Raw genomic sequence first — 25,183 nt, 5'->3', positions numbered from 1 at the left:
GACCATTGGGGGCTCGACCATGCGACGGTGGGGGACCGCACTCACGGCGATGGTGCTCGCGGGCGGCGCGCTGGCGGCGACGGCGGGGGCGGCGGGAGCCGTCACTCCGGCCGCGGCCGGGGCGGCGGCCTGTGAGACCGGCTGGGGCAGCGGCGACAAGACGGCCCAGCCGGCGGGGCACACACCGCTGGGGAGCATCAGGACCGGCCGGCACGCCTGCTACGACCGCATGGTGTTCGACGTGAAGGGCGCCACGGCCGCCGATCGCGTCGGCTACCGCGTGGCCTACGTGGACACCCTGTACCAGGACGGCTCGGGCGAGGAGATCCCGGTCGGCGGCGGGGCGATCCTGGACATCCATGTGGCCGCGCCGAGCTACGACCCGGGGACCGGCGGGGAGTCGTATCCGGGGCGGGCGCGCAAGCCGCTGCCGGGGGTGAACATCGCCGGGTACCAGACCTTCCGGGACACCCGCTTCGGCGCCAGCTTCGAGGGCGAGACCCAGGTCGGCCTGGGCGTGCGCGCACGGCTGCCGTTCCGCGTCTTCCAGACGGACGGCCGGGTCGTGGTGGATGTGGCGCACTCCTGGAACGCGGTGCGCTGAGGGAGACGGCGAAGGGCCTGCCCCACGGCCGGACGGTCGTGGGGCAGGCCCTTGTTCGCCTCGGACTCGGCCTACCGCTTGAAGCCGTAGTCCATGATCTTCTTCGCGTCCGCCGTGCGGTTGTCCACCGAGGAGGAGGCGAGGACGGTGCCGATGACCGTCTTCCCGTTCCGGGTGGCGGCGAAGACCAGGCAGTACTTGGCCTCCGGACCCGAACCGGTCTTGACGCCGATGGTGCCCGAATAGCTGCCCAGCAGATTGTTGGTGTTGGTCCACGACATGTAGCGGTAGCCGCCGCTCTTCGTGGTCACCTTCTGCTTGGTCGACTTCGTCTTCACGACCGTACGGAACGTGGAGTACTTCATCGCGCTGCTGGCCAGCTTCGTCAGATCGCGCGGTGTCGAGTAGTTGGCGCCGTGCCCGATGCCGTCGAACGAGTCGAAGTGGGTGTTCGTCAGCCCGAGGGACTTGGCCGTGGTGTTCATCTTGCCGATGAACGACTTCACCCGCGCGGCCCGGGTGGAACCGGTGCCGAACTTGTCCGCCAGCGCGTACGCCGCGTCACAGCCGGACGGGAGCATCAGCCCGTACAGCAACTGGCGGACGGTGACCTTGTCGCCGACGATCAGCCGGGCCGAGGAGGCCCAGTTGTTGTCGACGATGTAGTCGCTGTACGCCTTCTGGACCGTGACCTTGGCGTCCAGGTTGAGGTTCGGCTGTGCGAGCACCACCCGGGCAGTCATGATCTTGGTGGTGGAGCCGGTGGACCGACGGGTGTCCGCGGCCTTGGTGAACAGGCTCTTTCCCGTGCCGTTGTTCATCACGAACCCGCCCTTGGCGGCGATCGTGGGAGTAGCGGTCGTCGCGGCCTGCGCGGAGGCGGTGAACGCCCCCGCCGTCAGCACGGCTCCCGCGGTGATCGCGACCGCGGATACGCGACGTAGACCCTTCATGCCGGTTTTCAACGTGAATATCTCCAAATGCCCCATGCGTGCGGCCGCATCGCAGGGCCGCTCTCCCATGTGACGCGTGAAAGGGGTCAAGGGATGTGCCCCTCTGCCGAGATTTCTGGAAATTCCCCCGGCTGCCCGCCTGCCCGCCCCGTCACCGGCAGCCGCGGGGGCGGGCCGCGGGCCGGATAGTGGATCGTGCCGATTCCCGAAAGCCACCGAAAGCGCCGCCATGACCTCCCAGCAACTCCTCGACCGCGTCCAGCGCCTGGCCGACGCGGGCGGCCGCCGCCTGCTCGGCATCGCCGGACCGCCCGGGGCCGGCAAGACCACCCTCGCCGAGTACCTGGTCGACGCCCTCGGCGCCGACCGCGCCGTCCTGGTGCCGATGGACGGCTTCCACCTCGCCGACGCCGAGCTGCGCCGACTCGGCCTGCTCGGCCGCAAGGGCGCGCCGGAGACCTTCGACCCGTACGGCTACACCGCGCTGCTGCGGCGGCTGCGGGCGCCGCGCGCCGAGGAGGTCGTCTACGCGCCGGGGTTCGACCGCGAGCTGGAACAGCCCGTCGCGGGCACCATCCCGGTGCCGCCAAAGATCCCGCTGGTGATCACCGAGGGGAACTATCTGCTGCTGGACGAGGCGCCCTGGCTCCCGGTCCGCGAGCTGCTGGACGAGACCTGGTGGGTCGACCTGGACACCGAGGAGCGGGTGCGCCGGCTGATCGACCGCCATGAGCGGTTCGGCAAGCCGCGCGAGGTGGCCGAGCGCTTCGTCCTCACCTCCGACGAGGCCAACGCCCGGCTGGTCGCCCCCGGGCGGGCGGCCGCCGACTTCGTGGTCGGGGGCCGGTGATCGCCGTGTGCGCGATATGAGGAGAAGCGGGCCGGGGGCTCCGCTCCCCCGGCCTCGTGATCATTCCCCGCGGTGGAGACTCACTCCCCGCGGTTCAGCCGCTGGGCGACCTCGACCGCCCAGTACGTGAGGATCATCCCGGCGCCAGCGCGCCGTACCGACGTCAGCGTCTCCATGATCGCGCGGTCGCGGTCGATCCAACCGTTGGCCGCCGCCGCCTCGACCATCGCGTACTCACCGGAGATCTGGTACGCGGCCACCGGCACGTCCACGGCGTCGGCGATCTGCCGCAGGATGTCCAGATACGGCAGGGCCGGCTTCACCATGACCATGTCCGCGCCCTCGGCCAGGTCCAGCTCCAGCTCGCGCATCGCCTCCCGGGCGTTGGCCGGGTCCTGCTGATACGTCTTGCGGTCGCCCTTCAGCGAGGAGCCCACCGCCTCGCGGAACGGGCCGTAGAAGGCGGAGGCGTACTTCGCGGTGTAGGCGAGGATCGAGACGTCCTGGTGCCCGGCGCCGTCCAGCGCCTCGCGGACCACCCCGACCTGCCCGTCCATCATGCCGCTGGGGCCCACCGTGTGGACGCCCGCGTCGGCCTGGACGCGGGCCATCTCCGCGTACCGCTCCAGGGTGGCGTCGTTGTCGATCCGGCCCTCGGTGTCCAGGACCCCGCAGTGGCCGTGATCGGTGTGCTCGTCCAGGCAGAGATCGGACATGATCACCAGGTCGTCGCCGACCTCGGCGCGCACATCGCGGATGGCCACCTGAAGGATTCCGTCCGGGTCGGTGCCGGGCGTGCCGACGGCGTCCTTCTTGGACTCCTCCGGCACCCCGAAGAGCATGATCCCGCCGATGCCCGCGGCGACCGCGTCGGCCGCCGCCTTCCGCAGGGAGTCCCGGGTGTGCTGCAGCACGCCCGGCATCGTCTGCAGCGGCACCGGCTCGGTCACGTCCTCGCGGACGAACGCGGGCAGGATCAGCTCGGCCGGATGCAGCCGGGTCTCCGCGACCATGCGGCGCATGGTCGGGTTCACCCGCAGCCGGCGCGGCCGCGCACCGGGGAAGCTGCCGTACGTGGTGCTCAAGAGCGTGCCCTCCTCCTCGAACCGGGCCGTCGCTCGCTCGGGCGGGTGACCGGCTCCCCGGCCTCGATCGCGGCCTGCCGCCGCGCCGCCCCGAAGTCCGCGAGCGCCTCGGCGAGCTTGAGCACCGAGGGCTCGGGCGACAGCACGTCCACCCGCAGCCCGTGCTCCTCCGCGGTCTTCGCGGTGGCCGGGCCGATACAGGCGATGACCGTGACATTGTGCGGCTTGCCCGCGATGCCGACGAGGTTCCGCACGGTGGACGACGAGGTGAAGAGCACCGCGTCGAACCCGCCGCCCTTGATGGCCTCACGGGTCTCGGCCGGCGGCGGCGAGGCGCGCACGGTGCGGTACGCGGTCACGTCGTCGACCTCCCAGCCCAGCTCGATCAGCCCGGCGACCAGGGTCTCGGTGGCGATGTCGGCCCGCGGCAGGAAGACGCGGTCGATCGGGTCGAAGACCGGGTCATACGGCGGCCAGTCCTCCAGCAGCCCGGCCGCGGACTGCTCACCGCTGGGCACCAGATCCGGCTTCACCCCGAAGTCGATCAGCGACTTCGCGGTCTGCTCGCCCACCGCCGCGACCTTGATCCCGGCGAACGCGCGGGCGTCGAGCCCGTACTCCTCGAACTTCTCCCGCACCGCCTTGACCGCGTTGACCGAGGTGAAGGCGATCCACTCATAGCGCCCGGTGACCAGGCCCTTGACCGCGCGCTCCATCTGCTGCGGGGTGCGCGGCGGCTCCACGGCGATCGTCGGCACCTCGCTGGGCACCGCGCCGTAGCTGCGGAGCTGGTCCGAGAGCGAGGCGGCCTGCTCCTTGGTGCGCGGCACCAGGACCTTCCAGCCGAACAGCGGCTTGGACTCGAACCAGGAGAGCTGATCGCGCCGGCCGGCCGCGCTCTGCTCGCCGACCACGGCTATCACCGGCTGTGCGCCCTGCGGGGACGGCAGCACCTTCGCCGCCTTCAGCACCTGGGCGATGGTCCCCAGCGTCGCGGTCCAGGTCCGCTGGCGGGTGGTGGTGCCGCCCACGGTGACGGTCAGCGGGGTGTCCGGCTTGCGGCCCGCGGCCACCAGCTCACCCGCGGCGGCGGCCACCGTCTCCAGGGTCGCGGAGACCACGGCGGTCGCGTCGGACGAGCCGACCTCGCTCCAGCAGCGCTCGTCGGCGGCCAGGGCGTCCACGAAGCGCACATCCGCGCTGTGGGCGTCCCGCAGCGGCACCCCCGCGTAGGCGGGCACGCCCACCGCGGCGGCCACACCCGGCACCACCTCGAAGAGGATGCCCTCGGCGGCGCAGGCGAGCATCTCCTCGGCGGCGTATCCGTCGAGGCCGGGGTCGCCCGCGACCGCGCGGACGACCCGCTTGCCGCCGCGCGCGGCCGTCATGACAAGATTGGCGGTGTCCCGGAGTATCGGGACGGCGGCGGTGGCTGACGACCCATCAGCGTCCGCCTGTCGCGGCGCGCCCTGAGCGTCCGCGGCCACGCCCGGCCTGACGTGCCCCCGCACCACGTCGAGCACTTGCGGGTCGGCGATCAGTACGTCCGCGGTGGCCAGAGCCTCCACGGCGCGCAAGGTCAGCAGGCCCGGATCTCCGGGGCCCGCACCGAGGAAGGTGACGTGTCCGCAGCCGGGGTGATTCGGGACGGTGGGGTTCAAAGTGCTCGCTCCCCCATAAGACCGGCCGCACCCTTGGCGAGCATCTCGGCGGCGAGTTCGCGACCGAGGTCCCCGGCCTCACTGGGCGACGCGGGTACGGGACCGGTGGTGGACAGCTGCGCCAGCGTCGTGCCGTCGAGGGAGCCGACGACGCCGCGCAGGCGCATTTCGGTGACAACCTGACCGTCGGCCAGCAGGTCGGCCAGCGCCCCCACGGGTGCGCTGCAGCCGGCCTCCAGGGCGGCGAGCAGGGATCGCTCGGCGGTCACGGCGACCCGCGTATACGGGTCGTCGATCTCGGCGAGCCGGGCAGTGAGCGCCACGTTGGACGCGGCACACTCCACTGCCAGAGCCCCCTGGCCGGGGGCGGGCAAAACATGACCGACATCGAGCAGCTCGGTCGCCTCGCCGATCCGCCCCAGACGGATCAGGCCGGCGGCGGCGAGCACCACGGCGTCCAGCCGTCCCGACCGGACGTAGCCGATGCGGGTGTCGACGTTGCCGCGTATCGGCACGGTCTCGATGTCGAGGCCGAAGGAGCGGGCCCACGCGTTGAGCTGGGCCGCGCGGCGCGGGGATCCGGTGCCTATCCGGGATCCCGGGGGAAGCTCGGCGAAGGTGAGCCCGTCCCGGGCGATCAGCGCGTCGCGCGGGTCCTCGCGGCGCGGTATCGCGGCCAGCCGCAGCCCCTCCGGCTCCGCGGTGGGAAGGTCCTTCAGCGAGTGCACGGCCAGGTCGATCTCACCGCTCAGCAGCGCCTCGCGCAGCGCCGAGACGAAGACGCCGGTGCCACCGATCCGCGCGAGGTGCTCCCGCGAGGTGTCGCCGTACGTGGTGATCTCGACCAGTTCGACGGGGCGCCCGGTGGCCTCCCGTACCAGCTCCGCGACCAGGCCGGACTGGGCCATGGCGAGCGCGCTGCGGCGGGTGCCCAGACGCAGCGGCGCAGTGCCGCCGGAGGCGGCGGGTGAGGGGGTGGCGTTCATGGCCGGCCTCCCTTCGGGTCGTTCTGTTCGGCCGCGCGGGCCGAGCCGTCGGCACGGCTGACGGCGGCGACCGCCTGCGGATCGAGGTCGAAGAGCTCGCGCAGCGCGTCGGCGTAACCGGCGCCACCCGGAGTGCTCGCGAGCTGCTTGACCCGCACGGTGGGCGCGTGCAGCAGCTTGTCGACGACCCTGCGCACGGTCTGGGTGATCTCGGACCGCTGCTTGTCGTCCAGATCCGGAAGGCGCCCGTCGAGCCGGGCGATCTCACTCGCGACGACGTCCGCCGCCATGGTACGCAGCGCGACCACCGTCGGGGTGATGTGCGCGGCGCGCTGGGCCGCCCCGAAGGCGGCCACCTCGGCGGAGACGATGGTCCGCACCTTGTCCACATCGGCGGCCATCGCCCCGGCGGACGAGCCCGGCGCCCCGGACGGCTCGGCGGCCGCCTCGGCGAGGGACTCGATGTCGACCAGGTGCAGCCCCTCGATCCGGTGCGCCGCCGCGTCGATGTCGCGCGGCATCGCCAGATCGAGCAGCGAGACGTCCGTCCCCGCGCGGTGGGCCCCGGGCGGGCAGGCGGCGCGCTGGGCGAGCGCGGTGCGCAGCTCCGCGGCGGTCAGGACCAGCCCGGTCGCGCCCGTACAGGAGACGACGATGTCGGCGTGCGGCAGCTCGGCGGACACCCGGTCCCGCGGCACGGCGCGGGCCACCAGCGGCTCGCGCAACGTTTCATCACCCTCGGCGGGGATCGCGGCCGGGGTGGCCGCGTGCTGCTGGACCAGGGACTCGGCCAGGCGCAGCGCCCGCTCCAACGTCCTGTTGGCGATCACCAGTTCTGCCACACCGGCGCGCGCGAGCGTCGCCGCGGCCAGCGAGGACATCGAACCCGCGCCGATCACCAGGGCCCGCTTGCCCCGGGCCCACTCCGCCACCGGCGCGCCCTGGGCGAGCTGCTCCAGGCCGAAGGTGACCAGCGACTGGCCCGCCCGGTCGATACCGGTCTCGCTGTGGGCCCGCTTGCCGACCCGCAGCGCCTGCTGGAAGAGATCGTTCAGCAGCCGCCCTGCGGTGTGCAGCTCCTGCCCCAGCGCGAGCGCGTCCTTGATCTGGCCGAGGATCTGCCCCTCGCCGACGACCATCGAGTCCAGCCCGCAGGCCACCGAGAAGAGGTGGTGGACGGCCCGGTCCTCGTAGTGGACGTAGAGGTACGGGGTGAGCTCGTCCAGTCCGACGCCGGTGTGCTGGGCGAGCAGCGTGGACAGCTCGGCGACCCCGGCGTGGAACTTGTCCACGTCGGCGTAGAGCTCGATGCGGTTGCAGGTGGCCAGCACCGTGGCCTCGGTGGCGGGCTCGGCGGCGAGGGTGTCCTGCACCAGCTTCGCCTGCTCGTCCCCCACCAGGGCGGCGCGCTCCAGCACGCTCACGGGCGCGCTGCGGTGGCTCAGTCCGACGACGAGGAGACTCATGCCGGCATCACGGCGGGCACGTCCCCGTCAGGCCCTTGCCGGCCGCTGTCCGCTGCGGGGCCGCCGGAGGGCGCGCGATGCGCCACCGGCGGCGGTGGAACGGCTCCCGCCGCCTCCTCGGGGGCGGCGACCTCCTCGCCCGCCTTGCGCTGCTCGTGGAAGGCGAGGATCTGTAGCTCGATGGAGAGATCGACCTTGCGCACATCCACCCCGTCCGGAACGGTCAGCACGGTGGGCGCGAAGTTGAGGATCGAGGTGATCCCGGCGGCGACGAGCCGGTCGCAGACCTGCTGGGCCGCGCCCGCCGGGGTGGCGATGACACCGATCGAGACGCCGTTGTCCGTGATGATCTTCTCGAGCTCGTCGGTGTGCTGCACCGGGATGCCCGCGACCGGCTTCCCGGCCATGGTGGGGTCGGCGTCGATCAGCGCGGCGACCCGGAAGCCACGGGAGGCGAAGCCGCCGTAGTTGGCGAGCGCGGCGCCGAGATTACCGATACCGACGATCACAACCGGCCAGTCCTGGGTGAGCCCGAGCTCCCGCGAGATCTGGTAGACGAGGTACTCGACGTCGTAGCCCACACCGCGGGTGCCGTACGAACCGAGATAGGAGAAGTCCTTGCGCAGCTTGGCCGAATTGACGCCGGCCGCGGTGGCCAGCTCCTCCGAGGACACTGTGGGCACCGAGCGCTCCGAGAGAGCGGTCAGCGCACGCAGATACAGCGGTAGCCGGGCGACGGTGGCCTCGGGGATCCCTCGGCTGCGGGTCGCCGGTCGGTGAGTTCGGCCAGTTGCCACGGTGCTCCTGCGGGTAGAGCGAGGCTGTGGGCGGCCGGGTGTTTCATGACCGCCCCATCGACAGCAGGCTATGTCTTTGTGAACGCGTGCACAAAGATGGTGTCCGCTTTGTCCGAGCAAAGTGACCGGTGTCACGCGCCTTTTCGGGCCAGCCGCGGAACCACCACCTGCGTCACACCGTTCCCGGCAGGCACGCTCGCACCGCTGGGCCGCCGACCGGAGCACAGGCCCTCACTCCTCACCCTTTTACCCCCGGACAGCAACAAAACGCCCACGATCGTAATCGACCGAGAGCCCACTTCCGAACTCGTGGAAGCAGGCCCGCCGACGCGGGCAGGCAGAATGAGGGGCATGAGTCCGTTGCTGCGCCGCACCCCGCGGAAGAAGCCCTCCGAGCGCACGGTCACGCTGATCGGCAAGCCCGACTGCCATCTGTGCGAGGACGCCGAGGCCGTGGTCGAAGAGGTCTGCGGCGCGCTGGGCACCCCCTGGGAGAAGAAGGACATCACCCAGGACGAGGAGCTGTACCGCGCCTACTGGGAGCAGATCCCGGTGGTACTCATCGACGGCGAACAGCATGACTTCTGGCGGGTGAATCCCCAGCGGCTGCGCACCGCGCTCGGCGGCTGAGTCCGCCCCCGCGAGGCGGCTGATTTCAGCCCCTCCGCGGCCTCCCTTTCGCGTAACCTGAATCGGCCCGACACCCGGGCGTAACGGGATGCGCCGGAGCGCTGGCTATGCTCGCCCCATGGCCGCACTGGGATGGTTCACCCGACGTCGACGACCCGCCACCGAGCGGAGTGTCCTCGCCGGAGAGGCATCGGCCGAGGCGGCGCGCAAGTCGTCGGCCGAGACCCCCGCACCGCAGCCCCCCGCCGAACCGGAGTTCCCCGTCGTCGGCGACGAGCGGGCCGCCGCCTTCTTCGACCTGGACAACACGGTCATGCAGGGCGCCGCGATCTTCCACTTCGGCCGCGGCCTCTACAAGCGGCACTTCTTCCGCAAGCGCGAACTCGCCCGCTTCGCATGGCAGCAGACCTGGTTCCGGGTGGCCGGCGTCGAGGACCCGGCGCATATGGAGGACGTGCGCAGCAGCGCCCTGTCCATCGTCAAGGGCCACCGGGTCTCCGAGCTGATGTCGATCGGCGAGGAGATCTACGACGAGTACATGGCCGACCGCATCTGGCCCGGCACCCGCGCCCTCGCCCAGGCCCATCTGGATGCCGGACAGCGCGTCTGGCTGGTGACCGCCGCACCGGTCGAGACCGCGACGATCATCGCCCGGCGGCTCGGCCTGACCGGGGCGCTGGGCACGGTGGCCGAGTCGGTGGGCGGCGTCTACACCGGCCGGCTGGTCGGTGAGCCGCTGCACGGCCCGGCCAAGGCCGAGGCCGTACGGGCGCTGGCGACGGCCGAGGGGCTGGACCTCTCCCGCTGCGCGGCCTACAGCGACTCCGCGAACGACATCCCGATGCTGTCGATCGTGGGCCATCCGTACGCGGTGAACCCGGACACCCGGCTGCGCAAGCACGCCCGTGAGCACAGCTGGCGGCTGCGCGACTACCGCACCGGCCGTAAGGCGGCCAAGATCGGCATTCCGGCGGCGGCCGGGGTGGGCGCGGTGGCGGGCGGCACGGCGGCCGCCGTGGCCCTGCACCGCCGACGCCGCTGACCGCGGGCACGACTGGGACCACCGGCGCCGCTGACCCCAAGCGGCCGACGGCCCCCTCCACCCCTCCGACCTCCCGCTGAACCCTTTCCGGCGCGCTTCCCTCGGGCCCCGCTGACCGCTCGCGCACGACCGTGACCGAGGACGGTCAAGGCTGACCGCCGATCGCGCTCCGTGACCACGCGTCCATCGATACGCAGCGTCACCAACCGAACGCGCCCGCCCAGTTTCGGTCATTCCGCGCGTCTTACCCCACAGCGCTCCCGCCAGTCCCCTTACCGCCGCTTTGTCACAACACGCCACGCAATCGCACAATCCACGAACGATTCCGGTCAATTAGCGGTGCACGTTCGATACTTGATGAGTCATCAATACATAACAGAGCGAACGGAAACGATGATTTGAACAACTGGGTGTAGTGCCGCCTGTACGAAGCGTTATTCTCCTTAGACGCAAACCGGTACCCACACGTCCCTACGGCGGGTGACGGTCCCGTACTGCTCGTGATGGAAGCTCTGCCTCTGGGAGTCTCGTGTACCCACACGTCGGGGTTGACGCCTCGGGCCTGGCTACGCTGCGCGCAACGGTCCTTGACTGTCTGCGCGGCTTCGTCCCCACCGCGTATGCCGTCCCCGCCCTCGCCACCCCCCTGCCCGTCAGCCCAGCCGTCGGCACGGTCAATCGCCCCGGCCAGGCCGGTCCGTGCTACGCACTGGCGGACGGCGGCGCCGCGGTCAGCAGACGCTCCCGCGGCTCCACCACCCCCACCGCCCGGCGCCCCGGCGCGGACAGCGACAGCCGTCGCATGATGGACCTCGTCGAGCGCGCCCAGTCCGGAGAGGCCGAGGCATTCGGCAGGCTCTACGACCAGTACGCCGACACGGTCTACCGCTATATCTATTACCGCGTGGGCGGCAAGGCCACGGCGGAGGACCTCACCAGCGAGACGTTCCTGCGCGCCCTGCGCCGCATCGGCACCTTCACCTGGCAGGGCCGCGACTTCGGCGCCTGGCTGGTGACCATCGCGCGCAACCTCGTCGCCGACCACTTCAAGTCCAGCCGCTTCCGGCTGGAGGTCACCACCGGCGAGATGCTCGACGCCAACGAGGTCGAGCGCAGCCCCGAGGACTCCGTCCTCGAATCGCTGTCCAACGCGGCCCTGCTGCAGGCGGTGCGAAAACTCAACCCGCAGCAGCAGGAGTGCGTGACGCTCCGCTTCCTCCAGGGCCTCTCGGTCGCCGAGACCGCCCGGGTCATGGGGAAGAACGAGGGCGCGATCAAAACCCTTCAGTACCGGGCCGTGCGCACCCTGGCCCGGCTTCTTCCGGACGACGCCCGCTGACCACCCGTAGCCGTCCGGCCACGGACCGTCCGCCTTTGGGCAGGGCGTAACCCGGGTGCTGCGCCGCTCGTTGTGGGGGATGCAGGCGCCTCGTGGTCGTACCCTGCCCGTAGTCCACTCACTCGATCGGGTGGACGCGCGCATGGCACGGAACCCTCGGGTGTCCTGGGGAGTCGACCGTCACGACGAGAGGAGGTGCCGCCTGTGATCGCGAACGTATCGGCACACCGGCGGGCGAACGCCTTCGCCAAGGCCCTGGAGGCCCTGGAGGCCCTGGAGAGCAACCACCAGGCCGCCCAGGACAAGACGCCGCAGCAACAGCCAGGTTCCCCATCGGCGGAGAGCGCCGAGCGGAGACGGCTGCTGGCCCTGGCGAGCGGGCTGGGCGAGCTGCCGGCACCGACATTGGACCCGGAGGTCCGCGTAACCCAGCGGGCGCAGTTGCTCGCCGCCATGGAGGCGGCCTTCGCCGAGGGCGCGCCACGCGTACCCGAGCAGCGCCGCCGCACCGGCGGCGCCCACCGCGCCAAACCCCCGGTGGCAAGACTGCGCCCCCGTTCCCGCTGGTCCAAGGGGCTTGCGGCCGGGGGGCTCACCGTCGGCGTCGCGGCGGGTGCCTTCGGCGGCGTCGCCGCGGCCAGCTCGGACGCACTGCCGGGCGACACCCTCTACGGGTTCAAGCGCGGCATGGAGGACCTCAAGCTGGAGATGGCGGACGGCGACGCCGACCGGGGCCGGATCTATCTGGACCAGGCGTCGACGCGGATGAGCGAGGCGCGTCGGCTGATGGAGCGCACCCGCACCGGCGATCTGGACCATGACTCGCTGGGCGAGATCCGCCGGGCCCTGGCCGGTATGCGCCATGACGCCTCCGAAGGCCACCGGCTGCTGCACCAGGTCTACGAGCGCGACGGCTCGCTCGGCCCGATCCAGCAGCTCTCGTCCTTCTCCCAGGCCCATCGCGGCGGCTGGAGCCGCCTGCGCGGGCAGCTTCCGGTCCAGCTCACGGACGTCGGCGACGAGGTGAGCTCGGTCTTCGACGCCATAGACCAAGAGGTCGGCCCGCTGCGGGCGTTGCTGCCCACGAAGAAGGAGCAGCAGGGCCAGTCCGGCCAGACCGGCCACGCGCCCCAGCGCGCGGACGGGGTGGCCCCGGGCGACCGCCCGGCGTCCACCTCGGCCACCCCGAGCGGCAGCCGCACCGGCGAGACCACCACCCACCCGCACCCGTCGTCCTCGTCAAGCACCCACGACCAGAGCGGCGGGCTGGTGGGCGGCGCCGGGGACCTGCTGGACCCGCCGCTCGGCGGCGCGACCCCCAGCCCGTCCACGGGCAAGGGCGACCCGGGCGGCAAGACGTCGTCCCAGCCGGACATCACCATCCCCCCGCTGCTGCCGGACCTGCTGCCGGGCCTGAGCATCGACGGCGACGACACGAGGTGACGACGTCCTGAGGGCGGGTGGTGTGCGATACGCCCACCACCCGCCCTCAGACCACGTCACGCCTCAGAAAAACACCGACCGCCGCCGCACCAGCAACTTGGCCCCTCTCCCGGCCGCATCACGACCCCCGCGGGGGCAAGCCTCAGAAAAACACCGACCGCCGCTGCACCAGCAACTTATAGAGCGTGTGCTGGATCGTTTCTCGTACCTGGTCCGTCAGGTTGAACATCAGCATCGGGTCGTCCGCCGCCTCCGGCGGATGCCCGTCGGTGGGGATGGGCTCGCCGAACTGGATCGTCCACTTCGTCGGCAGCGGCACCGCACCCAGCGGCCCCAGCAGCGGGAAGGTCGGCGTCACCGGGAAGTACGGCAGGCCGAGCAGCCGAGCCAGGGTCTTCGCGTTCCCCACCATCGGGTAGATCTCCTCCGCGCCCACGATCGAGCACGGCACGATCGGCGCCCCCGCGCGCAGCGCGGTCGAGACGAAGCCGCCCCGCCCGAAGCGCTGCAGCTTGTACCGCTCCGAGAACGGCTTGCCGATCCCCTTGAAGCCCTCCGGCATCACCCCGACCACCTCGCCGCGCTCCAGCAGCAACTGGGCGTCCTCGGAGCAGGCGAGGGTGTGACCCGCCTTGCGCGCCAGCTCGTTGACGACCGGCAGGACGAAGACGAGGTCGGCCGCGAGCAGCCGCAGATGGCGCTTGGCCGGGTGGTTGTCGTGCACCGCGACCTGGAGCATCAGGCCGTCCAGCGGCAGCACCCCGGAGTGGTTGGCGACGACGAGCGCACCGCCGCTGTCGGGGATGTTCTCGATCCCCTTCACCTCGACCCGGAAGTACTTCTCGTACAGCGGGCGGAGCAGGGACATCAGGACCTGCTCGGTCAGATCGTGGTCGTAGCCGAAGTCGTCGACCTCGTAGTCCCCGGTGATCCGGCGGCGCAGAAAGCTCAGCCCGTGGGCCAGCTTGCGCTCCCAGTCTCCGCTGCCCGGAGCCTGCTTGGGCGGGCCGGGCGGCAGGGGCGGCACGGCCGCGGCCGCCGTCTGGGGGCGCTGTTCGAGCGCCTCGTCGCGCTGCTGCGGTACGGGCTTGAGCGAGCCCTGGGAGCGACCGCCGCGCCCCAGCCGAGGGACCTTCCTCCGAGAAGACCGGGGCTCCTCACCGAACGGAATGACCTTGGCGTCCGCCATGGTGGTTGCGCTCCTCACGTCTGGGCGCCGGCGGGCAGCAGCGCGGCGAGCCGATCGATGGTACGGGCGAGGGTCTCGGGCGGGAGCAGCCCGGGACCACGGCTGTGCGCATAGTCCGCGAGGGCACCGGCGGTGGTGTGCTCGGGTTCGAATCCCAGGGTCTCGCGCATCTGGTTGGTGGCCACGACCCGGCCGTGGGTGAGCAGCCGGATCTGCTCGGGCGAGAAGTCGGTGATGCCGAGGGACCGCAGCGCGGTGCGGGCCCATCGCAGGGTGGGCAGCAGCAGCGGCAGGGTCGGGCGGCCGAGTCGCCGGGCGGCCTGGGAGAGCAGCAGCACCCCGTCTCCGGCGATATTGAACGTGCCGCTGTTGAGCGTGGACCGGCGCGGCTCGGAGGCGCCGATCCGCAGCACCTCGATGGCGTCCTTCTCATGGACGAACTGCAGCCGCGGGTCATAGCCGATGACGGTGGGCAGTACGGGCAGCGCGAAGTACTCGGCGAGCGGTGAGTCCGCGCAGGGCCCCAGGATGTTGGCGAAGCGCAGCACGCACACCGCGACATCGGGGCGGCGCCGGGCGAAACCGCGGACATATCCCTCGACCTCGACGGTGTCCTTGGCGAAGCCGCCGCTCGGCAGGGATTTGGGCGGGGTGGTCTCGCTGAAGACGGCGGGGTCGCGGGGCGCGGAGCCGTACACATTGGTGCTGGACTTCACCACCAGCCGCTGCACCGACGGGGCCTTCTGGCAGGCGCCGAGGAGCTGCATGGTGCCGATGACATTGGTCTCCTTGATCGAGGCGCGATTGCCGCGCGCCCCCAGCGGAGTCCCGTTGATATCCATGTGGACGACCGTGTGGACGCCGTATTCGGCGAGCAGTTTCCCGATCGTGGGATGCCGGATATCGGCCCGGACGAAGTCGGCACCGCCGAGGTGGTGTTCGGGCGGCACGGCGTCCACGCCGATCACCCGCTCCACATCGGGTTCGCGCTGTATGCGCCGGACGAAACGGCCTCCCAGCCGGCGGGCGACCCCGGTGACGAGCACGACCTTTCCCAAGATCAGCGCCTTCCTTCCCACCCTCGTCCGAGCTGGGCTGTGCCGAACACCGTAACCGCTCGTTGTTGCGCTGTGATGACCACTCGCCGCGCGATGCGCGTTTTAAGCCGGGGCCGCAGGGGCCGGCGTGGCGCAGACCCGTGCCACACACGCACCGCAGCCCTTCCACCGGTGGTGGAAGGGCTGCGGGACGAACACAGCGTCGCTTGCTTACTTCTTGTTGCGACGCTGGACGCGCGTGCGCTTGAGCAGCTTGCGGTGCTTCTTCTTCGCCATCCGCTTGCGCCGCTTCTTGATAACAGAGCCCACGACTACCCTCGCTCACTTCGATTCACTCGGTGCGGGGCGTCCGAGCCCACACGACCTACATCGGGCCAGCCTACCCGCCGCCGAGCGAACCACGTAATCCGAGGGTCCTCCCCGGGCCCGGAAAGCGCCTAGGCGGACTCGACCCCCACATACGATTCGCGGAGGTATTCATGAACCGCTTGCTCTGGGACCCGGAAAGACCTGCCCACCCGGATCGCCGGCAGATGACCGCTGTGCACCAAGCGGTACACGGTCATCTTGGACACTCGCATCACCGAGGCGACTTCCGCCACGGTCAGAAACTGAACCTCGTTCAGAGGCCGTTCGCCAGCAGCCATGACACAACACCTGAACCTTCCGCACATGTCGGGCACCGGCTTCCCCTCCGGTGACTCCTTGTCGCATGCGCGCTCCACTCCAGGTTAGGGGCGGGTGATGCAAGTGGGGAAGAGGAGTAGCGATCGGACGCCTACTGTGACAGACACGCTCGATTGAGTACATAGCGAGTAAGCGGCCGGTAGTAACCAGACCGCACAGCGTCATCAAGCGGAACGGCGACGGACACCCGCCCCTCGGCCTCCCCGACGAACAGCGCGGGGTCGTCCGTATCCCCCAGCCCGATGGCCTCAAAGCCCAGCTGACCTGCACCGCAGACCCATCCGTGGTCCCCGATGACCAGTCCCGGCAGCGGGCCGCCGGACTCCGCGGCAGAGCCCAGCGCGACCCGAACCGGGAGCGGCGAATGGCTGTGGGCGCCCGGCTCACTCAGGGTCGGGCGAGCGCCGGGCGCCTGCACCATCGCAATACCTCGTACGTAGGCGAGCCGGTGGGTACGTACGCCGAACCGCGTCGTTATGTCGATACATCTACCGTGCGCGGGAGTGAGGACACGGCAGCCCGCCGCCGAGAGCGCCGACGCCAACGCGGCGTAGAAACCGAGGAGACGGTGGGGATGGCCGGTGCCGAGGAGCACGGGGAGCCGGTCCCGGGCGGCGGCGCGCAGCCGGTCCGCGAAGGCATGCAGCGCGGCGATCGTCAGCTCTGGATCGATCACATCCGGCCCCGAAACATTGGCCGGGTCGACCGAAACCCCGCATTTCGCGCCCATCAGGCTGAGCAATTCCGTAAAGGACCAGTCGTATTCGGGCTCCAGACCGAGCAGCACCCGGGGGTCCCGGGCGGCGAAGAGCCGATAGCGGCGCAGGCTCTCCTCCCGGCTCGTCGCCACGGGTCCGGCGAGCCGCGCCGCCAGCAGATGCGCGCGCAGCGCGGCAGTACTCAACACGTCACCGATGCTGACGGACGCACCCCGCCGGCCGCCCGGTTATGCCGCCAGACCCCACGGTTGGCGTAACGCCCGTTGGGTCAGACCCTGGTCGGGGCGTTCCCGATCAGCGCGGAGGGGCTTTTCGCGGGGCGATTCACGGAAGCAGCCCGTGGTGCGGGAAGACCGCCCGGCGCGTCGCCAGGATCGCCTGGTCCAGCCGGTCCGCCGGGTCGTACCCGGACTCGGCGAACTCCCGCCAGCTCGGCTCCCGCCCGTCCGTCATCCGCCGCGGCGCGTCCATCCGGGTCCGCCGGTACACCTCCTGCCGCCACTCCTCCGGCACCGGCGTGGTGGCCTCGACCGGCCGCCCCGCAGCGATCGCGACCAGATGCGTCCAGGACCGCGGCACCACGTCCACCACCGCATAGCCGCCGCCCCCGAGCGCGACCCAGCGCCCGTCCGCATGCTCATGCGCCAGCCGGTGACAGCTCTCGGCTACCGCCCGCTGTGCGTCGACCGTCACCGCCAAGTGGGCCAGCGGGTCCTCGACATGGGTGTCCGCGCCATGCTGGGTCACCAGCACCTGCGGACGGAACGCCGCCAGCAGCTCCGGCACGACGGCGTGAAAGGCCCGCAGCCATCCCTCGTCCGAGGTCCCGGCCGGCAGCGCCACATTGACCGCCGAGCCCTCGGCGCCCTCCCCGCCCGCCTCCTCCGGCCAGCCGGTCTGCGGGAACAGGGTGCGAGGGTGCTCATGCAGCGAGATCGTCAGCACCCGCGGATCGTCCCAGAACGCCGCCTGGACCCCGTCCCCGTGATGGACATCCACATCCACATACGCGACCCGCTCCGCGCCCAGCTCCAGGAGCCGCGCGACCGCCAGCGCCGCGTCGTTGTAGATGCAGAACCCGGACGCGCCCCGGGGCATCGCATGGTGCAGCCCGCCCGCGAAGTTCACCGCGTGCAGCGCCTCCCCGCGCCAGACGTCCTCGGCCGCGCCCACCGACTGCCCGGCGATCAGCGCGGACGCCTCGTGCATCCCCGCGAAGGCCGGATCGTCGATCGTCCCCAGGCCGTACGAACCGTCCGCCGATCCCGGGGCGGCCGAGGCGCGCCGTACCGCCTCGATGTACTCCTGCCCGTGGACCAGGCGCAGCGTCGACTCCCCGGCCGGCTTGGCGGCCACCACTTGGACCGCCCGATCCAGCCCGTACGCCTGCACCAACCGCATGGTCAGTGCCAGCCGCACCGGGTCCATCGGGTGCCCGGCGCCGAAGTCGTATCCGGTTACTTCCTCATCCCACATCAACTGTGCGCGGCCGCTCATGCCCGTCACCGTATCCGGCTGGTACAGGGGTGAACGACCTCGCATACCGGATCGTCACCAGCACGAGCGCCATCGGCACCAGCATCGCCGCCCGATAGTTCCATGCGCCGCCCAGCGCGCCGACGAGCGGTGAGCCGATGAGAAAGCCCACGTAGTTGAAGATATTGAGGCGGGCGACGGCGGCATCGGACGCCCCGGGGAAGAGCCGCCCCGCGGCCGCGAAGGTCTGCGGCACCAGCACGCACAACCCCAGCCCCAGCAGCGTGAACCCGCCCATCCCCACCCATGGGCCGGGCGCCGCCGCGACCACCGCGAAACCGGCGCCCGCGAGCAGCGCCCCGGCCCGGACCACGGCGACCGCGCCGAAGCGCCGCACCCCGAAGTCGCCGAAGGAGCGGCCGAGGAGCGTGGTGACCATATAGACGTTGTACGGGACCGTGGCCAGCTGCTCGGAGCTGTGCAGCACGTCCTCCAGATACTTGGCGCTCCAGTTGGAGACGGTGGAGTCCCCGATATAGGCGAAGGCCATGACGAGCCAGAGCGGCAGCAGCGCCCGCATGCTCACGGCGGCGCCGTGGTCGTCGGCTTGGTCATCGGCTTGGTGATCGCCCTTGCGGTCCACGTACCAGCGGCTGGCGATCAGTGCGACCGGCACCAGGGTGGCCACCAGCGGCGCGTAGAGCGTGGGCAGCGGCAGGTCCCAGTGCGCGCCCACCCAGGCGAGCGAGGCCCCGGCGATCCCGCCCAGGCTGTACGCGCCGTGGAAGCCGAGCATGATGCTGCGGCCGTACGCGCGCTGCAGGCTCACCCCGAGCATGTTCATCGACGCGTCGAGCGCCCCGACCGTCAGCCCGAACACCGCGAGAGCCGCCGCGAGCTGCCACACCGTCGTACCCGATCCGGCGGCCAGCAGGGCGACGGAGACGATGGGCTGGACCACGCGGAGGACGAGCCCCGGGCGCATCCGCTTGACCAGATGCTCGGTGCCGACGCTGCCCACACCGGCGAGGATCGGCACGGCGGCCAGGAAGAGGGGCAGCAGCCCGTCGGATATCCCGTACCGATCCTGCAGCGCGGGTATGCGCGTCACCAGCAGAGCGAAGATCGCGCCCTGGACGAAGAAACTGATGGCCAATGAGGCCCGGCCCTGCCGAAGCCGGCGGCTCGGACGCGAATCCGTCATGGCCGTGGAGCGTACGGCCCCGGACTACTTGTGGGTAGAGGTGAGCAACCCTCGCAGTTCGGCCATGTGGACGAAACGGTCCCGGGCCGCGGCGAGCTTGGCGGCGGGTGTCATGGCCGTGTAGCCGTACACATCCATCCCGGCGGCCACGGCGGCCTGGACCCCGAGCGGGCTGTCCTCGACGACGGCACAGCGCTCGGGCGCCACCCCCATCCGCTCGGCCGCGTGCAGAAACAGATCCGGGGCGGGCTTGCCCCGGCCCACGTCCTCGGAGCTGAAGATGTGGTCCTCACCGAAGAGGTCGTACAGCCCGGTCGTACGGAGGGCGACGCGGATGCGCTCATGGCTTCCGGAGGAGGCGACGCAGTACGGAACACCGTCGGCCCGCAGCTTCTCCAGCACCTCGGACACCCCGGCCACCGGCTGCAGCTCCTGCCGGAAGGCGTCGAAGACCCGGCCGTGGAAGGTGGCATCGAAGTCCGGCGGCAGCCGTCGGCCCGAGCGCTCCAGGACCAGCTCGTGGATGCGATGCATGGCGGAGCCCATGTAGTCGCGTATGGAGTCCTCGTAGCTGGTGGGGTGCCCCAACTCGGTGAGGTAGGCGGCGAGATACCGATTGGAAATGGGCTCGCTGTCGACGAGCACTCCATCGTTGTCGAAGATCACCAGGTCATAGCGCATACGGCCAGCCTACAAACTGAAATGAGAAAAGCCCGGTTGAGAGCCTAAGCTCCCAACCGGGCTTTTCTTAAGATTTGTTCGGCGGTGTCCTACTCTCCCACAGGGTCCCCCCTGCAGTACCATCGGCGCTGAAAGGCTTAGCTTCCGGGTTCGAAATGTAACCGGGCGTTTCCCTAACGCTATGACCACCGAAACACTATGAAACCAAAACCGGAACCACACCCCAAAAAGGGGGGCTCAATACGGTTCATTACTTCAGAACCAACACAGTGGACGCGAGCACCTGAGGACAAGCCCTCGGCCTATTAGTACCAGTCAACTCCACCAGTTACCCGGCTTCCATATCTGGCCTATCAACCCAGTCGTCTACTGGGAGCCTTAACCCATCAAGTGGGTGGGAGTCCTCATCTCGAAGCAGGCTTCCCGCTTAGATGCTTTCAGCGGTTATCCCTCCCGAACGTAGCCAACCAGCCATGCCCTTGGCAGAACAACTGGCACACCAGAGGTTCGTCCGTCCCGGTCCTCTCGTACTAGGGACAGCCCTTCTCAAGACTCCTACGCGCACAGCGGATAGGGACCGAACTGTCTCACGACGTTCTAAACCCAGCTCGCGTACCGCTTTAATGGGCGAACAGCCCAACCCTTGGGACCGACTCCAGCCCCAGGATGCGACGAGCCGACATCGAGGTGCCAAACCATCCCGTCGATATGGACTCTTGGGGAAGATCAGCCTGTTATCCCCGGGGTACCTTTTATCCGTTGAGCGACGGCGCTTCCACAAGCCACCGCCGGATCACTAGTCCCGACTTTCGTCCCTGCTCGACCCGTCGGTCTCACAGTCAAGCTCCCTTGTGCACTTACACTCAACACCTGATTGCCAACCAGGCTGAGGGAACCTTTGGGCGCCTCCGTTACCCTTTAGGAGGCAACCGCCCCAGTTAAACTACCCACCAGACACTGTCCCTGATCCGGATCACGGACCCAGGTTAGACATCCAGCACGACCAGAGTGGTATTTCAACAATGACTCCACACTGACTGGCGTCAATGCTTCACAGTCTCCCACCTATCCTACACAAGCCGAACCGAACACCAATATCAAGCTATAGTAAAGGTCCCGGGGTCTTTCCGTCCTGCTGCGCGAAACGAGCATCTTTACTCGTAGTGCAATTTCACCGGGCCTATGGTTGAGACAGTCGAGAAGTCGTTACGCCATTCGTGCAGGTCGGAACTTACCCGACAAGGAATTTCGCTACCTTAGGATGGTTATAGTTACCACCGCCGTTTACTGGCGCTTAAGTTCTCAGCTTCGCCACACCGAAATGTGACTAACCGGTCCCCTTAACGTTCCAGCACCGGGCAGGCGTCAGTCCGTATACATCGCCTTACGGCTTCGCACGGACCTGTGTTTTTAGTAAACAGTCGCTTCTCGCTGGTCTCTGCGGCCACCACCAGCTCACCAAGAAAATCGGATCACCAGCAATGGCCCCCCTTCTCCCGAAGTTACGGGGGCATTTTGCCGAGTTCCTTAACCATAGTTCACCCGAACGCCTCGGTATTCTCTACCTGACCACCTGAGTCGGTTTAGGGTACGGGCCGCCATGAAACTCGCTAGAGGCTTTTCTCGACAGCATAGGATCATCCACTTCACCACAATCGGCTCGGCATCAGGTCTCACCCCTCATGAGGAACGGATTTACCTACTCCTCGGGCTACACCCTTACCCCGGGACAACCACCGCCCGGGCTGGACTACCTTCCTGCGTCACCCCATCACTCACCTACTACAGGTCTGGACCGTCGGCTCCACCACTCCCCTTCACCCGAAGGCTCCAGGGCGGCTTCACGGACTTAGCATCGCCTGGTTCGACGTTGGCGCTTCAAAGCGGGTACCGGAATATCAACCGGTTGTCCATCGACTACGCCTGTCGGCCTCGCCTTAGGTCCCGACTTACCCTGGGCAGATCAGCTTGACCCAGGAACCCTTAGTCAATCGGCGCACACGTTTCCCACGTGTGTATCGCTACTCATGCCTGCATTCTCACTCGTGAACCATCCACAACTCGCTTACACGGCTGCTTCACCCGGCACACGACGCTCCCCTACCCATCACAGCGATCGTTGGACCACATGCTGCAATGACACGACTTCGGCGGTACGCTTGAGCCCCGCTACATTGTCGGCGCGGAATCACTTGACCAGTGAGCTATTACGCACTCTTTCAAGGATGGCTGCTTCTAAGCCAACCTCCTGGTTGTCTCTGCGACTCCACATCCTTTCCCACTTAGCGTACGCTTAGGGGCCTTAGTCGATGCTCTGGGCTGTTTCCCTCTCGACCATGGAGCTTATCCCCCACAGTCTCACTGCCGCGCTCTCACTTACCGGCATTCGGAGTTTGGCTAAGGTCAGTAACCCGGTAGGGCCCATCGCCTATCCAGTGCTCTACCTCCGGCAAGAAACACACGACGCTGCACCTAAATGCATTTCGGGGAGAACCAGCTATCACGGAGTTTGATTGGCCTTTCACCCCTAACCACAGGTCATCCCCCAGGTTTTCAACCCTGGTGGGTTCGGTCCTCCACGAAGTCTTACCTCCGCTTCAACCTGCCCATGGCTAGATCACTCCGCTTCGGGTCTTGAGCGCGCTACTAAACCGCCCTATTCGGACTCGCTTTCGCTACGGCTTCCCCACACGGGTTAACCTCGCAACACACCGCAAACTCGCAGGCTCATTCTTCAAAAGGCACGCAGTCACGACCGTGCTCCGAAGAACACGGCGACGCTCCCACGGCTTGTAGGCACACGGTTTCAGGTACTATTTCACTCCGCTCCCGCGGTACTTTTCACCATTCCCTCACGGTACTATCCGCTATCGGTCACCAGGGAATATTTAGGCTTAGCGGGTGGTCCCGCCAGATTCACACGGGATTTCTCGGGCCCCGTGCTACTTGGGAAATGAACAAGCAAGCCACAACGATTTCAGCTACGGGGGTCTTACCCTCTACGCCGGACCTTTCGCATGTCCTTCGCCTATCGCAATGGTTTCTGACTCACCCAGCCGCCGGCAGACGACTGAAGTCCACTCCCACAACCCCGTATGCGCAACCCCTGCCGGGTATCACACACATACGGTTTAGCCTCATCCAGTTTCGCTCGCCACTACTCCCGGAATCACGGTTGTTTTCTCTTCCTGCGGGTACTGAGATGTTTCACTTCCCCGCGTTCCCTCCACATACCCTATGTGTTCAGGTATGGGTGACAGCCCATGACGACTGCCGGGTTTCCCCATTCGGACACCCCCGGATCAAAGCTCGGTTGACAGCTCCCCGGGGCCTATCGCGGCCTCCCACGTCCTTCATCGGTTCCTGGTGCCAAGGCATCCACCGTGCGCCCTTAAAAACTTGGCCACAGATGCTCGCGTCCACTGTGCAGTTCTCAAACAACGACCCGTACCCCGTCACCCACACCTTGCGATGCAGTACACCGGGACCGGCCGAAGGAACAAGCAAAAATTGCCCGTGCCCTCAGACACCCAACAGCGTGCCCGACACCGTCCCCCTGCTCCGAGCCGCGTTCCACGCCCCGAAGGGCAGTACTAGCAGTCATCACACGAAGGACTGTGCCGAATAGTCAACGTTCCACCCATGAGCAAACCGTGCGAGACATGCGCTCGCAGTCGGCTATGCGCTCCTTAGAAAGGAGGTGATCCAGCCGCACCTTCCGGTACGGCTACCTTGTTACGACTTCGTCCCAATCGCCAGTCCCACCTTCGACGGCTCCCCCCACAAGGGTTGGGCCACCGGCTTCGGGTGTTACCGACTTTCGTGACGTGACGGGCGGTGTGTACAAGGCCCGGGAACGTATTCACCGCAGCAATGCTGATCTGCGATTACTAGCGACTCCGACTTCATGGGGTCGAGTTGCAGACCCCAATCCGAACTGAGACCGGCTTTTTGAGATTCGCTCCACCTCACGGCTTCGCAGCTCATTGTACCGGCCATTGTAGCACGTGTGCAGCCCAAGACATAAGGGGCATGATGACTTGACGTCGTCCCCACCTTCCTCCGAGTTGACCCCGGCAGTCTCCTGTGAGTCCCCATCACCCCGAAAGGCATGCTGGCAACACAGAACAAGGGTTGCGCTCGTTGCGGGACTTAACCCAACATCTCACGACACGAGCTGACGACAGCCATGCACCACCTGTACACCGACCACAAGGGGGCCCCTGTCTCCAGAGGTTTCCGGTGTATGTCAAGCCTTGGTAAGGTTCTTCGCGTTGCGTCGAATTAAGCCACATGCTCCGCCGCTTGTGCGGGCCCCCGTCAATTCCTTTGAGTTTTAGCCTTGCGGCCGTACTCCCCAGGCGGGGAACTTAATGCGTTAGCTGCGGCGCGGACGACGTGGAATGTCGCCCACACCTAGTTCCCAACGTTTACGGCGTGGACTACCAGGGTATCTAATCCTGTTCGCTCCCCACGCTTTCGCTCCTCAGCGTCAGTATCGGCCCAGAGATCCGCCTTCGCCACCGGTGTTCCTCCTGATATCTGCGCATTTCACCGCTACACCAGGAATTCCGATCTCCCCTACCGAACTCTAGCCTGCCCGTATCGAATGCAGACCCGGAGTTAAGCCCCGGGCTTTCACATCCGACGCGACAAGCCGCCTACGAGCTCTTTACGCCCAATAATTCCGGACAACGCTTGCGCCCTACGTATTACCGCGGCTGCTGGCACGTAGTTAGCCGGCGCTTCTTCTGCAGGTACCGTCACTCTCGCTTCTTCCCTGCTGAAAGAGGTTTACAACCCGAAGGCCGTCATCCCTCACGCGGCGTCGCTGCATCAGGCTTTCGCCCATTGTGCAATATTCCCCACTGCTGCCTCCCGTAGGAGTCTGGGCCGTGTCTCAGTCCCAGTGTGGCCGGTCGCCCTCTCAGGCCGGCTACCCGTCGTCGCCTTGGTAGGCCATCACCCCACCAACAAGCTGATAGGCCGCGGGCTCATCCTGCACCGCCGGAGCTTTCCACACGCATCCCATGCGGGAGCGTGTCATATCCGGTATTAGACCCCGTTTCCAGGGCTTGTCCCAGAGTGCAGGGCAGATTGCCCACGTGTTACTCACCCGTTCGCCACTAATCCCCGGCCGAAACCGGTTCATCGTTCGACTTGCATGTGTTAAGCACGCCGCCAGCGTTCGTCCTGAGCCAGGATCAAACTCTCCGTGAATGCTTCCGGGATATCCCGGTCACACAGTCACGAGAGCGGAGCAGACCGGAGGAATAATCCAGTCCGCTCACAGCGTCCTCGCTGTGTATTTTT

General features: G+C 68.3%; 20 protein-coding genes and 3 rRNA genes. 6 read left to right on the top strand and 17 right to left on the bottom strand.

All coding sequences use genetic code 11. The features are described from left to right. The first annotated feature begins 19 nt into the window (after window positions 1–19). Window positions 20–604: an AMIN-like domain-containing (lipo)protein gene (locus BLV72_RS19200; RefSeq protein ID WP_093463701.1), complete on the top strand. Its 585-nt coding sequence runs from the start codon at window positions 20–22 to the stop codon at window positions 602–604. A 71-nt stretch (window positions 605–675) separates the two neighbouring features. Here BLV72_RS19200 and BLV72_RS19195 read toward each other — a convergent pair whose 3' ends face one another. Beyond that, window positions 676–1,557, bottom strand: a complete 882-nt coding sequence (locus tag BLV72_RS19195; RefSeq protein WP_093463699.1) for a D-alanyl-D-alanine carboxypeptidase family protein — start codon at window positions 1,555–1,557, stop codon at window positions 676–678. 229 nt (window positions 1,558–1,786) lie between these two features. Between BLV72_RS19195 and BLV72_RS19190 the strand changes: the two genes are divergently transcribed. Then, complete coding sequence (locus BLV72_RS19190) at window positions 1,787–2,407, top strand: nucleoside/nucleotide kinase family protein (protein ID WP_093463698.1); 621 nt, start codon at window positions 1,787–1,789, stop codon at window positions 2,405–2,407. A gap of 80 nt (window positions 2,408–2,487) precedes the next feature. Here BLV72_RS19190 and hemB read toward each other — a convergent pair whose 3' ends face one another. Genes hemB through BLV72_RS19165 form a run of 5 tightly spaced genes read right to left on the bottom strand, consistent with a single transcriptional unit; the run spans window position 2,488 to window position 8,402 of the window. Next, window positions 2,488–3,492 carry a porphobilinogen synthase gene (gene hemB, locus BLV72_RS19185; protein ID WP_093463696.1) on the bottom strand — a complete coding sequence of 335 codons (1,005 nt, stop codon included), beginning with the start codon at window positions 3,490–3,492 and terminating at the stop codon, window positions 2,488–2,490. Beyond that, window positions 3,489–5,153, bottom strand: a complete 1,665-nt coding sequence (locus tag BLV72_RS19180; protein WP_093463695.1) for a bifunctional uroporphyrinogen-III C-methyltransferase/uroporphyrinogen-III synthase — start codon at window positions 5,151–5,153, stop codon at window positions 3,489–3,491. The genes hemB and BLV72_RS19180 overlap by 4 nt, the downstream gene beginning before the upstream one ends. Continuing rightward, complete coding sequence (gene hemC, locus BLV72_RS19175) at window positions 5,150–6,139, bottom strand: hydroxymethylbilane synthase (RefSeq protein WP_093463693.1); 990 nt, start codon at window positions 6,137–6,139, stop codon at window positions 5,150–5,152. The genes BLV72_RS19180 and hemC overlap by 4 nt, the downstream gene beginning before the upstream one ends. Further along, window positions 6,136–7,605, bottom strand: a complete 1,470-nt coding sequence (locus BLV72_RS19170; RefSeq protein WP_093463692.1) for a glutamyl-tRNA reductase — start codon at window positions 7,603–7,605, stop codon at window positions 6,136–6,138. The genes hemC and BLV72_RS19170 overlap by 4 nt, the downstream gene beginning before the upstream one ends. Beyond that, window positions 7,602–8,402, bottom strand: a complete 801-nt coding sequence (locus tag BLV72_RS19165; RefSeq protein ID WP_059145101.1) for a redox-sensing transcriptional repressor Rex — start codon at window positions 8,400–8,402, stop codon at window positions 7,602–7,604. Before BLV72_RS19165 ends, BLV72_RS19170 begins: the two co-directional genes overlap by 4 nt. A gap of 351 nt (window positions 8,403–8,753) precedes the next feature. On the opposite strand from BLV72_RS19165, the gene BLV72_RS19160 reads away from it, so the two are divergent. The 4 genes from BLV72_RS19160 (at window position 8,754) to BLV72_RS19145 (ending at window position 12,856) form a co-directional block, all read left to right on the top strand. Then, window positions 8,754–9,032, top strand: coding sequence for a glutaredoxin family protein (locus BLV72_RS19160; protein WP_093463690.1), 279 nt, complete (start codon window positions 8,754–8,756; stop codon window positions 9,030–9,032). A gap of 118 nt (window positions 9,033–9,150) precedes the next feature. Beyond that, window positions 9,151–10,074 carry an HAD family hydrolase gene (locus BLV72_RS19155; RefSeq protein WP_059145103.1) on the top strand — a complete coding sequence of 308 codons (924 nt, stop codon included), beginning with the start codon at window positions 9,151–9,153 and terminating at the stop codon, window positions 10,072–10,074. A 529-nt stretch (window positions 10,075–10,603) separates the two neighbouring features. Further along, window positions 10,604–11,413, top strand: a complete 810-nt coding sequence (locus BLV72_RS19150; protein ID WP_093463689.1) for an ECF subfamily RNA polymerase sigma factor, BldN family — start codon at window positions 10,604–10,606, stop codon at window positions 11,411–11,413. Between the two features lie 204 nt (window positions 11,414–11,617). Beyond that, window positions 11,618–12,856, top strand: coding sequence for a DUF5667 domain-containing protein (locus BLV72_RS19145; protein WP_093463687.1), 1,239 nt, complete (start codon window positions 11,618–11,620; stop codon window positions 12,854–12,856). A 142-nt stretch (window positions 12,857–12,998) separates the two neighbouring features. Here BLV72_RS19145 and BLV72_RS19140 read toward each other — a convergent pair whose 3' ends face one another. The 11 genes from BLV72_RS19140 to BLV72_RS19090 form a co-directional block, all read right to left on the bottom strand. Next, a complete protein-coding gene (locus tag BLV72_RS19140) occupies window positions 12,999–14,045 on the bottom strand; it encodes a lysophospholipid acyltransferase family protein (protein ID WP_059145106.1) in 1,047 nt (348 codons plus the stop codon). Between the two features lie 14 nt (window positions 14,046–14,059). Further along, complete coding sequence (locus tag BLV72_RS19135) at window positions 14,060–15,103, bottom strand: NAD-dependent epimerase/dehydratase family protein (RefSeq protein WP_059145107.1); 1,044 nt, start codon at window positions 15,101–15,103, stop codon at window positions 14,060–14,062. 210 nt (window positions 15,104–15,313) lie between these two features. Further along, the gene (locus BLV72_RS19130) at window positions 15,314–15,412 is read right to left on the bottom strand and encodes a 30S ribosomal protein bS22 (RefSeq protein WP_003948845.1); all 99 of its coding nucleotides are present in this window, start codon (window positions 15,410–15,412) and stop codon (window positions 15,314–15,316) included. 128 nt (window positions 15,413–15,540) lie between these two features. Continuing rightward, window positions 15,541–15,750: a helix-turn-helix domain-containing protein gene (locus BLV72_RS19125; RefSeq protein WP_014053989.1), complete on the bottom strand. Its 210-nt coding sequence runs from the start codon at window positions 15,748–15,750 to the stop codon at window positions 15,541–15,543. 131 nt (window positions 15,751–15,881) lie between these two features. Next, window positions 15,882–16,697 carry a phosphatase gene (locus BLV72_RS19120; RefSeq protein WP_093463686.1) on the bottom strand — a complete coding sequence of 272 codons (816 nt, stop codon included), beginning with the start codon at window positions 16,695–16,697 and terminating at the stop codon, window positions 15,882–15,884. Window positions 16,698–16,833: 136 nt separating this feature from the next. Next, on the bottom strand, window positions 16,834–18,006 hold the full coding sequence (locus tag BLV72_RS19115; protein ID WP_093463684.1) for an acetoin utilization protein AcuC: 1,173 nt from the start codon (window positions 18,004–18,006) through the stop codon (window positions 16,834–16,836). Beyond that, window positions 17,975–19,189 (bottom strand): MFS transporter, encoded by a 1,215-nt coding sequence (locus BLV72_RS19110; RefSeq protein WP_093463683.1) that lies wholly within the window; start codon window positions 19,187–19,189, stop codon window positions 17,975–17,977. Before BLV72_RS19110 ends, BLV72_RS19115 begins: the two co-directional genes overlap by 32 nt. A 24-nt stretch (window positions 19,190–19,213) precedes the next feature. Further along, window positions 19,214–19,870: an HAD family hydrolase gene (locus BLV72_RS19105; RefSeq protein WP_093463681.1), complete on the bottom strand. Its 657-nt coding sequence runs from the start codon at window positions 19,868–19,870 to the stop codon at window positions 19,214–19,216. Window positions 19,871–19,946: 76 nt separating this feature from the next. Beyond that, a 5S ribosomal RNA gene (gene rrf / locus BLV72_RS19100) occupies window positions 19,947–20,063 on the bottom strand. Between the two features lie 92 nt (window positions 20,064–20,155). Next, window positions 20,156–23,275 (bottom strand): 23S ribosomal RNA (locus BLV72_RS19095). A gap of 288 nt (window positions 23,276–23,563) precedes the next feature. After that, window positions 23,564–25,090 (bottom strand): 16S ribosomal RNA (locus BLV72_RS19090). The 16S, 23S and 5S rRNA genes sit together here, the layout of an rRNA operon. Between the last annotated feature and the right edge of the window lie 93 nt (window positions 25,091–25,183).

Origin of the sequence: Streptomyces melanosporofaciens (assembly GCF_900105695.1) — a bacterium.
Taxonomy (GTDB): Bacteria; Actinomycetota; Actinomycetes; order Streptomycetales; family Streptomycetaceae; genus Streptomyces; species Streptomyces antimycoticus.
The sequence above is the reverse complement of the archived record's forward strand: the minus strand, read 5'-3'. Positions and strand labels throughout refer to the sequence as shown.

What these genes read in the sequence shown, in the direction of transcription:
- hemC (WP_093463693.1), bottom strand. Translation starts at nt 6,139, where the DNA reads ATGAACGCCACCCCCTCACCCGCCGCCTCCGGCGGCACTGCGCCGCTG.
- BLV72_RS19110 (WP_093463683.1), bottom strand. Translation starts at nt 19,189, where the DNA reads ATGACGGATTCGCGTCCGAGCCGCCGGCTTCGGCAGGGCCGGGCCTCA.
- BLV72_RS19160 (WP_093463690.1), top strand. Translation starts at nt 8,754, where the DNA reads ATGAGTCCGTTGCTGCGCCGCACCCCGCGGAAGAAGCCCTCCGAGCGC.
- BLV72_RS19195 (WP_093463699.1), bottom strand. Translation starts at nt 1,557, where the DNA reads ATGAAGGGTCTACGTCGCGTATCCGCGGTCGCGATCACCGCGGGAGCC.
- BLV72_RS19125 (WP_014053989.1), bottom strand. Translation starts at nt 15,750, where the DNA reads ATGGCTGCTGGCGAACGGCCTCTGAACGAGGTTCAGTTTCTGACCGTG.
- BLV72_RS19190 (WP_093463698.1), top strand. Translation starts at nt 1,787, where the DNA reads ATGACCTCCCAGCAACTCCTCGACCGCGTCCAGCGCCTGGCCGACGCG.
- BLV72_RS19140 (WP_059145106.1), bottom strand. Translation starts at nt 14,045, where the DNA reads ATGGCGGACGCCAAGGTCATTCCGTTCGGTGAGGAGCCCCGGTCTTCT.
- BLV72_RS19105 (WP_093463681.1), bottom strand. Translation starts at nt 19,870, where the DNA reads ATGCGCTATGACCTGGTGATCTTCGACAACGATGGAGTGCTCGTCGAC.
- BLV72_RS19155 (WP_059145103.1), top strand. Translation starts at nt 9,151, where the DNA reads ATGGCCGCACTGGGATGGTTCACCCGACGTCGACGACCCGCCACCGAG.
- BLV72_RS19170 (WP_093463692.1), bottom strand. Translation starts at nt 7,605, where the DNA reads ATGAGTCTCCTCGTCGTCGGACTGAGCCACCGCAGCGCGCCCGTGAGC.
- BLV72_RS19200 (WP_093463701.1), top strand. Translation starts at nt 20, where the DNA reads ATGCGACGGTGGGGGACCGCACTCACGGCGATGGTGCTCGCGGGCGGC.
- BLV72_RS19115 (WP_093463684.1), bottom strand. Translation starts at nt 18,006, where the DNA reads ATGAGCGGCCGCGCACAGTTGATGTGGGATGAGGAAGTAACCGGATAC.